The sequence below is a fragment of the uncultured Algoriphagus sp. genome, assembly GCF_963974365.1.
Classification (GTDB): domain Bacteria; phylum Bacteroidota; class Bacteroidia; order Cytophagales; family Cyclobacteriaceae; genus Algoriphagus.
On record NZ_CAXBBX010000009.1, the window covers coordinates 146,279 to 158,875 of the forward strand.

A 12,597-nucleotide genomic window follows, 5' to 3' on the forward strand; every position below is an offset into this window, starting at 1 on the left:
GTTGGTTTTTCGTAAAAGCTTAGTTGACAATATTAGGAAATCATCTTTAGAATGCATTCAAATTTGATTATTTACTAATTCACATATTTCACCCTGATGATTTTTTATTAGCCATTCTAATTTTTTATCCAACGCACATCCCTTTTTTGGTCGTTGCTGCAAGTATGATATCGAAAATGAATCCTTATTGAAATTCTGTTCTTCAATCTCAAAACTCAACTCTATAACTCAAAATGGGAATTAGCGGAGCTTGATACGAGATTTCGATCTCGTTGCTCATCGGCTCGAAATAGCTACCATAGACATTCTGGCGATTAGTAGCATTTTGAATATCCAGTGCCCAAGTCCGGGTGGACTTAGCTTTGTTTTTCTTAAGGCTCAGTCTCAAGTCTGTTCGGAAATAGGACGGGTTTTGAGAGGAATAGGCCAAATTATCATCATAAACCCCCTCGCCTTTTTCAATGGATTCTTCCAAATTGAGTGGCGTGGTGCGCAGTCCACCGGAATAAATCGCGCGGACATTCAGTCCAAGCACCCGCTCCTTTTTAAGTTTAAATTCCTTACCCGCAGTGAACGTCACATTGAAATTGCCATTGTAGGCGGTGTTTCTCCAGACATCCTCATTCGTTTTATACGTTGAGCTGTAGACAGAAGTAGACAGAAGAAAATACAAATCGTTATGGGTAAACTGCTCGAGGGTCAACTCCACGCCATAGTTTCTTCCAAAACCCTCGTTTACCAGCGGATCTGTGGCAAAAGTCCATTGCTGATTGATTATGGAATAGGTCTCATCAGTTCCGCTTTTGATAGGAATATTGAAAAGATGCTGATAATAAGTTTCTACTTTCATTCGCAAGTAAGGTGTCAAGGAGCGATCATAGCCCAGCACAAAATGATGTGATTTGCTCAGTCCTAGATCTTTGTTTGGAAGGATAATTTGGCCATTAACCTCTTGCTCCACAAAGTATGTCCCAAGTGGCTGTACCTGCGAATGCAATCCATACCCAAAGGTCAATCGCTGCTTTTCGTCCAAAGCATAAGAAGCACTCAATCTAGGCTCAACTGAACTGGAGTTGTTCAATAAAAGCTGCAAATAATGAAGACCTAAATTAACGGTCAATCGCTCATTGGCACGATAATTCAATTGGGAAAAAGCCTGAACACTCTGGGTATTTCCTTTTGAATTGATGTTGGTTTCCAAACTTTGGGTTTCTTCCTCATAATTATCTTCCCGTAGATTGTAATAAAGCTGATTCACATAAAACCCGCTTCGCAAACTCGCTTTTGCAGAAAACTTAGTATTCAAAACAGAGCTCAATGTGATTTTTGAATTGCTGTAGTTTTCATAAAAACGATCCTGAAACTGCAGATTATCATCCAGCCTATGCTCTGTAGTACCCAAAGCTTTCCTGAAGCGAGAACCGTGGTTTGCAAGAAGTTTGCCTCATTCAAGATGTAGGAATGCTTGATTCCTACTGCTCCTGTGTTCGAAAAGAAAGTACTGCCATAGCGATCACCTTCAGATTGCCATTCCAGTGAATCAGTCAAGGCATCACCATCCTGATCACTTAGCCCTCCGAAACCAAACAATGTTATGGTACTTTTTGGTCCAGTTGGCAAATAAACATTGAAAGATAAATCCTGGAAATTGGTAACAAAGTCGCCCAGCGGAAGCCCTATCTTTGAAAGCAGAGAAAGCGTAGAATATCTATAATTAATCAGATAAGAACCTTTGTAGTTTTTGGCAATTGGACCTTCTGCTGCCACATCTAATCCCAGAAACCCTGCCTGTAGTGTGAATTCCTGATTTTCATTATTCCCTTTGCGCAAGCTCAGATCAAACACACCTGAAAGCGCATTCCCATATTCTGCTGGAAAAGCACCAGTCAGGAAATCTGAATTAGCTAAAAGCTGAGAACTCAAAATAGACACCCCACCACCTGAAGTGCCTGGGTTGACAAAGTGATTGGGATTTGGAATTTCTATGCCTTCCATTCTCCAAAGCAAACCGTTGGGACTATTTCCACGGATAGAAATATTATTATTGCCATCATCTGTGCTAGTAACTCCTGAGAAGGATGCCGCCATTCGACCAGGATCATTCACTGCAGCGGCAAACTTCCTCGCCTCTTCCACGGAAAATGTCCGTCCACTCACCTGAATCATATCATTTATTGTTCGGTCTTTATCAGTTGCGGTAACAACAAATTCATCGATCTGGGTGATATCTTCTTCCAAAGGAATTGTCAGGACGACTTCCTTCCCGGAATTGAGTTGGACTTTAGGAAAGATAATTTCTTTAAATCCCATAAAACTCACCTTGAGCGAATAGCTCCCTAGCGGTAGAGCAGTAATTTTGAAATCCCCAGCCACATCCGTGGTAATTCCGATCACTGGATCCGAACCCATAATCATCACCGTTGCGCCGGGCATTGGAGCTTTTGTGATTTGATCGATCACCGTGCCACGAATAGTTTGAGTGAGCTGCTGAGCTTGAAGGGGATTTATTCCCACGAAAAATAATACCCAAAGAATCTTTGTAAACGAATTCATACTAATTGGTTTAGTTTGATTCTATGACAAGGGCTCAGAGATTTACCCTTAGTGAGGTCAGGAGTTTTCTTGAAATAGCTGTTTTCTCTCGCAAGGGAGCGGCAAAGGATTAACCTATGTTACCCTTTGGTTAGTACATGGGCTTTTTTAGCAATCTTCAATGAAACTCACTTGCGGAGGCAACAGAGGCGCGATCTTCTAGATTCAGGGTCCGACTTCAATACCAAATCAAAAATGAAAGTGGGACATCTCCATTTCATTAAATACCCCACTCCCTTTTCCACACCAATTTCCATTTTTAAAATCTTTACTTTTGCGCCCTTGTAAGTAAACTATCATGAAAGAGGAATCAGAATCTGTAACCCCGGTGAAAATCACCCCAGAACAAATCGCTCAAGCCATTGCAGTGCTCGAAGGGTTGAATGCGGATACTGACCAGATTTTTAATATTCCAGCGGAAACTAGACTTGCGCTCTTAATGGCTGCAGGACGATTTTCCAGACCAAGCAAAGAGGAACTTGCTGAGCGAAAAAAAGGAGCAAAAAAGATTCAAAGAAAGAAAACTGCAGACAAAGACAAATCTGCCAGAAAGACCACTGGCATCCGTTCTGCCCGGGAAGCTTCGATATTCATAGCACCAACAATGTTGGATTTAACTGGTAAGGAAGCAGAAGAAGCTATTATTCTTGAATCACCTCGTGAATGCTATGTCTGCAAAGAATCCTTTGACAGATTGCATCATTTCTATGATACCATGTGCCCAAGTTGCGGGGATTTAAATTATGCCAAGCGTTTTCAAACGGCAGATCTGAAAGGACAAGTTGCTCTAGTTACAGGATCTCGATTGAAAATCGGCTACCACATTACACTGATGATGCTGAGAGCGGGAGCAACTGTCATTGCCACAACTCGATTTCCAGTAGACTCAGCTTTGCGTTTTGCCAAAGAACCTGATTTTAATGAATGGGGAGACAGGCTTCACATTCATGGCTTGGATTTGAGACATATTCCTAGTGTGGAGATTTTTTGTAATTACATCGAGCAAAAATATGATCGCTTGGATGTGCTGATCAACAATGCCGCTCAGACCGTGCGCCGACCATCAGGCTTTTACCAGCATTTGATGGAGAACGAGTCTTTGGCTTGGACAGATCTCTCTACAGCTTCGCAAAAGTTACTTTCCGATCATCATGCCTGCTTGCAGGAGATTCGTATTCTCAGTCAGGAATTTGCTGATGGAGAAAACAAAAACCTTCCAGTTTCCTGGCATGGAAAACAACTAGGAATTGGCTTAACTTCCTCTGCTCAGCTGACGCAAATCCCGTATTGCATCGATGATTCCTTGAGTTCCGAGGAGATTTTCCCAATTGGAAAACTCGATGCTGATCTTCAGCAGGTAGACTTGCGAAAGACAAACAGCTGGCGTCTAAAACTAGGAGAAATCCACACCAACGAAATGCTAGAAGTGCAACTCGTGAATTCAGTGGCGCCATTTGTCCTTTGCAACCGCCTGGTAAACATCATGAAGAAGGATAATACAGGAAACAAACACATCATCAATGTCTCGGCTATGGAAGGAAAATTCCACCAATTCCACAAGGAAGCTAGACATCCACACACCAATATGGCAAAGGCGGCCTTGAATATGATGACACTAACTTCTGCCGCTGAGCTACCGAAATTTGGGATCTACACCAACGCCGTAGACACTGGTTGGGTAACAGATGAGGATCCGGCAGAATTGGCGAAGCGAAAGCAGGATTTACATGACTTCCAGCCTCCGTTGGACATCGTCGATGGTGCGGCAAGAGTGATGGATCCTTTATTTGACGGGATCAATACAGGAAAGCATTGGAACGGGAAGTTTTTGAAAGATTATAAGCCGACAAGTTGGTAGTTAACTCTCGAGGCGGCACGGCCTTAGAGTGGTAAACCTTTGAGGTTTTTTGAACCTCGAAGTTTTATTGCTGTGAGTCCTCCCGACAAGACCCAGAGGCACATTTTTTTTAAATGAAAAATTAACCTTGGTCCACCTAGAAGAGCACAGTGGACATATTATTTAGCTAAGGAAAAAAGGGCTGAAAGCCCTAAACAACCTAGCCCAGCCTATAGGGCTGGGTAATGTTAAAAATTAGCTATTTCCACAAGCTCTGAAAGAGCGAAATAGCACTTAACTAAAACCATACGGTCCAGCTTCTGGAGAAGCAGGACAACGGATACCTCAATCCATCTGCCTCACCACTTCTTTGATGATCTCCGCCATCACGGGCTCTGCAATCGAAGCAGCAGCAAGTACTTCGGCGAGTGTGATTTTCTTGATTTTTCCCTCTACTCCTAGATCTGTAATCGCAGAAATTCCAAAAACTTCAATTCCAGCCTGTCGAGCTACGATCACCTCGGGCACCGTACTCATTCCCACCGCATCTGCGCCCAATCCTCTGAGGTATTTGTATTCAGCGGGCGTTTCCAAGTTTGGACCTTGCACTCCGACATACACACCCGTGTGAACCCGAAATTTATTTGCTTTGGCAAAACCCAATGCAATAGCAGTCAAATTCTGTGAATAGGCATCACTCATATCCGGAAATCTTGGGCCAAATTCATCATAATGCTTTCCACGAAGTGGGCTCTCCGGAAACAAATCAATGTGATCTCGAATCAGCATTACATCCCCTACTTCCTGCTCTGGATTAAGGCCTCCACTGGCATTTGAGACTAAAAGTGTTTTTATCCCTAGCTTTTTCATCACCCTCACTGGAAAAGTAACCTCCTGCATGGAATAGCCTTCATAGTAATGAAAACGCCCTTTCATTGCCATTACTTTTTTCCCAGAAAGCTCTCCAAAAATCAATTTCCCTGAATGGCTTTCTACAGTAGATAGTGGGAAATTAGGGATATCAGCATAGTCGATTTCTTTTTCCACGTTAATTTGATCACCCAAATGTCCAAGTCCTGTTCCTAGAATTATTGCAATAGATACTTCCTGAGAATACTGTGATTGGATAAAAGATGCTGCTTCGGATATTTGATTTAGGTAGTTCATATGGTATATTTTGCCAGCCCTAAATATAGAAATTACGGCTCAGCTTCGAACTTTTGCAGGGGCAAGAGTGTATTGCTTTCATAAAAAACATGCAATGATCAAGATAATCGTAGGAACCAACCGCAAGAATTCTGTTTCAAAAACCATCGCTGAGCTATATCAAGCTATTTTAAAAGAAAGAGGAGAGCATTCGGAAATTCTTGAACTGGAAAACTTACCTGGAGATTTTATTGAGAATGCATTGTACGAAAACAACGGGAAGCATGACTTGTATAATGAATTCCACGATCAGCTAGTGGGTGGGAAAAAGTTTGTGTTCATCGTCCCTGAGTACAACGGTTCTTTCCCGGGAATCCTAAAAACCTTCATCGACGGGATGACCTATCCTAATACATTTAGGAATAAAAAGTGTGCTTTGGTGGGTATTTCATCTGGAATAGGCGGCGGTGGCATCGCAATGAGCCACCTTACCGACATCTTCCATTATCTGGGAATGCATGTCCTTGCTCTCAAGCCGAAACTGGCTAAAATAGAGCAAAATATGTCAGATAACCTGCTCACCAACAGGTTGTACATGGACTTGCTGCAAACCCAGGCAGACATGCTGCTTGAATTTTAGGACTTAGTCCACATTATCGTGCAGGAATCTATTATTTCCTAGAATCTCATTGTCATCGCTCAAGTTGTACTTACTGATGCTTGGCTCTGAGCTATGCTGAGGCTCATTCAATACTACATTTTTACGCTGATAAGCAGGCACTTCCATTTTCTCCTTCAATTCTTCCGGAGTTGGGTTGAATGCACGGTTACCTTTTAGCTTTTCAAAACGCTCGTGAGCTCTCTGAATCGCCTTCTGCTTCATCTGCTCATAGTAATCATTTGCAAAAGCTGGAGTAGCAGGCTCCTCTTTCTTAGGCTCTTCTACAGTATTTTTCTCGTCTTCTTCTTCGAAAAGATCATGGACGATTTTCTCCTGCGCAGGCTTTGGAGCTTCAGCTTTCACTTCCTCCTTTTTCATAAAAGAAAATAAGCTTTCTTTCTTTGGAGCTAGCTTAGGCGCTTCAACTGGCTCTTCTCTCTTTGGAGTTTCAGCAACTGGCTTCACTTCCGGCGCTGGAGTTGGTGTAGGAGCAGGAGTTTTTGGCATAGAGAATACAAAAGTAGATCCGTTAGCAACTGGCTCTTCCTTAACTTTCTCAGATTTTCCTGAATCTAAATTGATTACTGTTTTCTCTTCTTCGATTTCTTCTACCTGAGTTTTTGCAACTGGAGCAGGAGCAGGAGATGGTGCAGCAATAGCCTTAGCAGTTTCTTCTCTTTTCGTACCAGCCAATCTGTCCATTTGGAAACCTGTAGCAATTACAGTCACACGGATAGCTTTGCCCAATTCCGGATCAATACCTTGACCGAAGATCACCTCAGCATTGTCGCCAGCTTTCTCCTGGATGTATTCAGTGATTTCGCTCAATTCGTCCATTGACAATTCCTCGTCCTCACCGGACATGATAGAAAGCAAGATTTTCTCAGCTCCTTTGATGTCCACGTTGTTCAACAATGGAGAAGAAATGGCAGCACCGGCAGCTCGGATGGCACGTCCTTCACCTTCCTCAGTAGAAGATCCCATTACGGCAGCACCAGCGTCTTTCATTACTGTCTTCACATCTTCAAAATCCACGTTGACATCCTGATGAACAGTGATGATCTCAGCGATTGATCTTGCAGCGGTAGAAAGTATATCATCTGCTTTGCTGAAAGCAGTTCTGATGGCAAGATTACCATAGATCTCTCTCAGTTTATCATTCAAAATAACCAATACAGTATCGCAATTCTCGCGAAGCGCTTCGATACCTGACTGAGCTACATTCATTTTCTTCTTTCCTTCGAACATGAATGGAGCGGTAACAATACCCACGGTCAGGATATTCAATTCTTTTGCAATTCTAGCTACTACAGGAGCTGCACCAGTTCCGGTACCTCCACCCATTCCAGCTGTGATAAATACCATTTTGGTATTGTCAGCCAATAGTTCTCTGATCTCATCCTCTGATTCTATTGCTGCATTTTTTCCTTGCTCAGGATTTGCGCCAGCACCTAGACCTTCGGTCAAATTGGCACCTAATTGCAATCTAAGCGGAACCGGGCTAGACTTAAGCGCCTGAGCATCGGTATTGACTACCACAAACTCTACGTCCTTAATCCCAAGACCAAACATGTGGTTTACGGCATTAGAACCGCCTCCTCCTACACCGATTACTTTTATAATCGATTTCGGGTTTTTGTGTAAATCAAATCTGTAATCTTTCATGTTATCTGACATATTTATGATTATTGGTGAAATTTTCTATGGTTGTGTTTTAGTGGTTAGATAAAGTGGGGAAATTGGCAGCAGCACCGACAACCTCCCCCAGTCATAAGCCCTAGTAGTTATTATCGTCGCCGATATCATCACTCAAAATCCCTTTCAGTCTTCCGGCGATTTTATCGAATATATCTTTTGGATTGATGTCCATGTTCTTCGCTTTCTTCATTGGTTTCCCATTGGCAGTGCGGTTGGTGTACCCCTGATCTCTATCATCGAGTGCTTTGAAGCCTGCCAGTACAAGACCTACTGAAGTCGCATACATCGGACTCTTTACTTCCTCGATCACTGACTTACCCAAATGCTCGTTTGGATAGCCGATCCTCGTATCTAGCCCCGTCATGTATTCAAATAGCTGAGAAATGAATTGCATCTGCGATCCACCACCTGTCAGGACAATTCCTCCAGCCAGTTTTTTGTAATGACCACTTTGCATGATTTCGTTCTGAACGATCTCGATGATCTCTTCCATTCTTGCCTGAATGATAGAAGCTAGGTTTCTAATAGAGATTTCCTTTGGAGCTCTATTTCTCAAGCCGGGAATCGACACGATCTCATTTGGATTTGCCTCTTCTGTGATGGCTTTGCCAAATTTGGTCTTCAGTAGTTCAGCCTGATTTTGCATCACCATGCAGCCTTCTTTAATGTCCTTCGTAATGATATTTCCTCCTAAAGGAATCACAGCTGTATGACGGATAATATTTTCGTAGAAAATGGCGATGTCTGTGGTTCCGCCTCCTATATCTACCAGGCAAACGCCTGCTTCTTTCTCATCATCACTCAATACAGAAAGTGAACTCGCCAATGGCTCCAGAATCAGTTGCTTGGAAACTAAATCTGCGCGGCGGACACATCTGTTAATATTATTGATAGCGGTGGTCTGAGCTGTGATAATATGGAAATCAGCTTCTAGACGGGTACCAGACATCCCAACAGGATCTTTGATACCTCCTTCGTAATCCACTGTGTAATCCTGTGGCATCACGTGAATAATTGTATTTCCCGGAGGAATAAGGATGTTTTCCATCTCACTGGAAAGTCTTCTAACGTCTTCTATAGTGATCTCATCATCCGTCGGTTGACGCATTATGCTACCACTCTGAATCTTGCTTTGAATATGTTGACCTGCAATCCCAACAATGACATCTGCGATGTCCACATTTGCCATTTCTGACGCTTCTTCTACCGCTTTTTCTATAGCATGGACAGTCTTGTCAATATTGGTCACTACACCACGATCAACTCCGTCAGAAACGGCTTTGCCCATGCCTAAAACCTCGAGTTTGCCATACTCATTCTTGCGACCTACGATGACACAGATCTTGGTTGTCCCAATGTCCAGTCCTACTATTAATTCTTTGTTTTCCATATCCAAGCTATTATTCACAGACGATTTGATCCTTAAACTTCACGCTTACACGGTTGTAAGCATTCCACCCCTTGCGAGGCAATATTTCCTTATAAAAGACCGAAATCCGGTCAAACTTATTCTCTATATCATGTGCATCACCGAACTCGATGATTTGCCTTCCCACTTGCTGGAAAAGACGAATGTTATCCTTAGAATTCACTTCTAATTCTGTGATCTGTGCATTCCAAAATTCATCTTCAGTGATGAAAGTGATCAAGTCCATCAACTCAGGCATATCCGCATTGATTTCGCCTTTATCCATCAATCTCTCTGCATAGTCACCTTCCAAAATCAAGACACGACTAGTATATGAAGTCGAAGTAGGAATGACTTTCCCTTCAGTGGTGATGTAGCCATCTGCTCCCATCGGCTGTGCAATTCTGGCAATCGGCTGATGCTGGCTGATCTTCAAATTCAAAATCCCTTTTTGACCCAACATCGCTTCCACAGACTTGACAAATGGATGTCCCAGCAGTCTAGTTTCGATGGCTTTCATCGGTACTTCTTCTAGCATCAATCCTGCTTTCAAGTCTGGAAATGCTTCTTTGAGAATCTTTGCGATCTCAGCATCTTCCACGAAATAGACTCCGCTCACGCCTTCGATATCAATCTCTGTCCCTTGGAACGTCTTATATAGTGTCTGCTTTTCCACAAACCCTATAAAGCCCACCAGCACCAAACTGAGCACCACAAAAGCCACTATTTTCTTTAGGTTAGCCTTTTTCATAATGCATATCGATTAAGCCCTTCTTTCATCCATGATGCAATAACTGGCACCAAACGATCTATGTCGCCAGCACCCAGTGTCACCAGAACTTCTGGAGAAGTCTGATCCAAATGACTCATCAAATCCTCTTTGGACACCAATTCCTTATGCTCCGTATTGATCCCATCCAGCAACATCGCTGAAGTCACTCCTTCGATTGGTAATTCTCTCGCAGGATAGATATCCAATAAAATCACTGAGTCTGCAAGTGATAAACTCTCAGAGAAGCCTGCGGCAAAATCTCTCGTGCGGGAGAATAAATGTGGCTGGAAAATCACCGTCAATTTTTTCGCAGGGAACATTGCCCGCACAGAACTTAAACATGCTCTGATCTCCTCAGGATGATGTGCATAGTCATCAATGAAAACCTGATTCCCTTCATTCACATGAATTTCAAATCTTCTTTTCACTCCTTTGAAAGAGCTTAGTCCTTTTCGGATTTGCTCCTCTGAAATCTGATGATCCAATGCAATCGCTATTGCTGCCAAGGCATTTTCTACATTGTGAAAACCAGGAATAAATAACTCCAAGCCTTTGATCTCCTGCTTGCCATCCACATAGTCAAACACAAAGGATCCTGGTCTCGCTTGAATATTTTCTGCGCTTATCCCTGAAGATCTTAACCCATATTCTCGGGTAGCAACTTTTGGAAGTTTGCCTTCTCCAAGTCTTTGCCCAGCCTGCTGCTGTATGTAAAGTCTCCCTTTTTTATCCACCAGATTGACAAACTCAAGGAATCCATCCAAGATATGCTGCTCGTCTCCGTAGATATCCAAATGATCTGGATCGGCGCTAGTAAGCACAATCTCGTTTGGATGAAGTCGCAGAAATGAGCGGTCAAACTCATCAGCCTCCACTACTACCAAAGTTGGGCCCTTAGATTTCTTCCCTCCCAAAATCAGATTGCTTTGATAGTTCTGAGTTATTCCGCCAAGAAATGCCACTACAGGTTTCTTTGCCGATTTCAGCATGTGAGCAATCATGGAAGAAGTGGTCGTCTTACCATGCGTTCCCGCTACTGCAATCGAATAATAAGCCCTAGTCACCATACCAAGTACTTCCGATCTCTTCTTCAATTGGAAGCCCCTATCCCTGAAAAAATGCAACTGAGCACTTTCCTTAGGTATTGCCGGAGTCCAAATGATCAGAGATTTCTCAGGATTGTCTGTGATAACAGCTGGAATAGTCTCTAATTTATCATCGAAAGAAATCTGCATTCCTTCAGCGATCAATTCATCCGTAAGTGGCGAAGGCGTACGGTCATAGCCGGACACAGCATGTCCTTCATGGCGGAACCAGCGAGCCAAAGCACTCATGCCTATGCCGCCTATACCGAGCAAATGGACGCTATTTATTCCTTCGAAACTCATGCAATCAATTGTTCTACTTCTTCCACAATGGCAATCGCCGCATTCGGCTTAGCCAGATTCTTAATATTTTTTCCTAATACCTCAGACAGCGCGCTGTCCTTCATTAGTTTGGTTACTTCTTGTTCCAAAGCGCCTACGGCTTCTGAGTCATTCAGCAGCAAAGCAGCATTGTGGCTTACATAAGCCATGGCATTTTTAGTCTGATGATCCTCAGCCACATTTGGAGACGGGATGAAAATCACCGGCTTGCCTACGAGCGAAAGCTCAGAAACAGACAATGCGCCAGCTCTAGACACAATCACATCCGCAGCAGCATAAGCCAAATCCATCTCGCGGATAAATTCCTTCAGGTGAATAGTTGCCAGTCCAGAATCGGCCAGCTTCGTTTTCATTTCCTGGAAATAGAATTTGCCACATTGCCAAAGCACCTGATAGCCTTCTTCTTCCAGTTTTTGCATATCTGCTAACACTGCATTATTTAGCGTTCTTGCTCCAAGTGACCCTCCCAATACGAGAAGTGTTTTCTTGGCAGGGTCTAACCCGAAATGAGCAAGCGCTTTTTCTCTTTTTCCTGATAGATCAAGAATGTCCTTGCGAACAGGGTTTCCTGTGTAGGCAATTCTGTCAGCTGGGAAAAAGCGATCCATTTCAGGATAAGCGACACAGATCTTTTTGGCTCGTTTAGCCAAAATTTTATTAGTCAAACCAGCATAGGAGTTTTGCTCCTGTACCAGCGTTGGAATACCCTTTCTTTGCGCAGCGTATAGCACAGGCCCGCTTGCATAGCCACCTACTCCCACCACCGCATCAGGATTAAAATCGGTAATGATTTTGGAAGCCTGGGTCAGGCTTTTCAACAGTTTGAAAGGAAACTTCAGGTTTTCCAGAGACAAACTTCTTTGTAACCCAGCCACTGGAAGGCCTTTGATTTTGTACCCAGCTTCAGGGACTTTCTGCATTTCCATTTTACCCAAAGCACCCACAAATAAGATCTCGCTGGCAGGATATTTTTCCTTCCAGGCATGTGCAATAGCGATAGCCGGATAGATATGCCCTCCGGTACCTCCACCACTGATCAAAATGCGATATGTGCGT

General features: G+C 43.2%; 10 protein-coding genes. 2 read left to right on the forward strand and 8 right to left on the reverse strand.

Annotated features, from left to right (window positions below):
• Positions 1 to 208: 208 nt before the first annotated feature.
• Entirely contained in the window at positions 209 to 1,402 is a 1,194-nt protein-coding gene (locus tag AACZ87_RS13550) for a TonB-dependent receptor (protein ID WP_339868103.1), read from the reverse strand.
• The gene (locus tag AACZ87_RS13555; protein ID WP_339867926.1) at positions 1,315 to 2,553 is read right to left on the reverse strand and encodes a TonB-dependent receptor; all 1,239 of its coding nucleotides are present in this window, start codon (positions 2,551 to 2,553) and stop codon (positions 1,315 to 1,317) included. The genes AACZ87_RS13550 and AACZ87_RS13555 overlap by 88 nt, the downstream gene beginning before the upstream one ends.
• Before the next feature lie 337 nt (positions 2,554 to 2,890).
• Here AACZ87_RS13555 and AACZ87_RS13560 point away from each other — a divergent pair, with 337 nt between their 5' ends.
• Positions 2,891 to 4,450, forward strand: a complete 1,560-nt coding sequence (locus AACZ87_RS13560; RefSeq protein WP_339867928.1) for an SDR family oxidoreductase — start codon at positions 2,891 to 2,893, stop codon at positions 4,448 to 4,450.
• Positions 4,451 to 4,774: 324 nt separating this feature from the next.
• Here the strand turns inward: AACZ87_RS13560 and AACZ87_RS13565 are convergent, their stop codons facing one another.
• Positions 4,775 to 5,596 (reverse strand): purine-nucleoside phosphorylase, encoded by an 822-nt coding sequence (locus tag AACZ87_RS13565; RefSeq protein ID WP_339867929.1) that lies wholly within the window; start codon positions 5,594 to 5,596, stop codon positions 4,775 to 4,777.
• A gap of 94 nt (positions 5,597 to 5,690) precedes the next feature.
• On the opposite strand from AACZ87_RS13565, the gene AACZ87_RS13570 reads away from it, so the two are divergent.
• Positions 5,691 to 6,215, forward strand: a complete 525-nt coding sequence (locus AACZ87_RS13570) for an NAD(P)H-dependent oxidoreductase (protein ID WP_339867931.1) — start codon at positions 5,691 to 5,693, stop codon at positions 6,213 to 6,215.
• A gap of 3 nt (positions 6,216 to 6,218) precedes the next feature.
• On the opposite strand, the gene ftsZ is transcribed toward AACZ87_RS13570, so the two are convergent.
• The 5 genes from ftsZ to murG form a co-directional block, all read right to left on the reverse strand.
• Positions 6,219 to 7,913, reverse strand: a complete 1,695-nt coding sequence (ftsZ, locus tag AACZ87_RS13575) for a cell division protein FtsZ (protein ID WP_339867933.1) — start codon at positions 7,911 to 7,913, stop codon at positions 6,219 to 6,221.
• Between the two features lie 100 nt (positions 7,914 to 8,013).
• Positions 8,014 to 9,324 (reverse strand): cell division protein FtsA, encoded by a 1,311-nt coding sequence (ftsA, locus tag AACZ87_RS13580; RefSeq protein ID WP_339867935.1) that lies wholly within the window; start codon positions 9,322 to 9,324, stop codon positions 8,014 to 8,016.
• A gap of 10 nt (positions 9,325 to 9,334) precedes the next feature.
• Positions 9,335 to 10,093 (reverse strand): cell division protein, encoded by a 759-nt coding sequence (locus AACZ87_RS13585; RefSeq protein ID WP_339867937.1) that lies wholly within the window; start codon positions 10,091 to 10,093, stop codon positions 9,335 to 9,337.
• Positions 10,090 to 11,502, reverse strand: a complete 1,413-nt coding sequence (murC, locus tag AACZ87_RS13590; protein ID WP_339867939.1) for a UDP-N-acetylmuramate--L-alanine ligase — start codon at positions 11,500 to 11,502, stop codon at positions 10,090 to 10,092. The genes AACZ87_RS13585 and murC overlap by 4 nt, the downstream gene beginning before the upstream one ends.
• Positions 11,499 to 12,581, reverse strand: a complete 1,083-nt coding sequence (gene murG, locus AACZ87_RS13595; RefSeq protein WP_339867941.1) for an undecaprenyldiphospho-muramoylpentapeptide beta-N-acetylglucosaminyltransferase — start codon at positions 12,579 to 12,581, stop codon at positions 11,499 to 11,501. Before murG ends, murC begins: the two co-directional genes overlap by 4 nt.
• Positions 12,582 to 12,597: the final 16 nt, after the last annotated feature.

What these genes read in the sequence shown, in the direction of transcription:
- AACZ87_RS13555 (WP_339867926.1), bottom strand. Translation starts at nt 2,553, where the DNA reads ATGAATTCGTTTACAAAGATTCTTTGGGTATTATTTTTCGTGGGAATA.
- AACZ87_RS13560 (WP_339867928.1), top strand. Translation starts at nt 2,891, where the DNA reads ATGAAAGAGGAATCAGAATCTGTAACCCCGGTGAAAATCACCCCAGAA.
- AACZ87_RS13565 (WP_339867929.1), bottom strand. Translation starts at nt 5,596, where the DNA reads ATGAACTACCTAAATCAAATATCCGAAGCAGCATCTTTTATCCAATCA.
- AACZ87_RS13570 (WP_339867931.1), top strand. Translation starts at nt 5,691, where the DNA reads ATGATCAAGATAATCGTAGGAACCAACCGCAAGAATTCTGTTTCAAAA.
- ftsZ (WP_339867933.1), bottom strand. Translation starts at nt 7,913, where the DNA reads ATGTCAGATAACATGAAAGATTACAGATTTGATTTACACAAAAACCCG.
- ftsA (WP_339867935.1), bottom strand. Translation starts at nt 9,324, where the DNA reads ATGGAAAACAAAGAATTAATAGTAGGACTGGACATTGGGACAACCAAG.
- AACZ87_RS13585 (WP_339867937.1), bottom strand. Translation starts at nt 10,093, where the DNA reads ATGAAAAAGGCTAACCTAAAGAAAATAGTGGCTTTTGTGGTGCTCAGT.
- murC (WP_339867939.1), bottom strand. Translation starts at nt 11,502, where the DNA reads ATGAGTTTCGAAGGAATAAATAGCGTCCATTTGCTCGGTATAGGCGGC.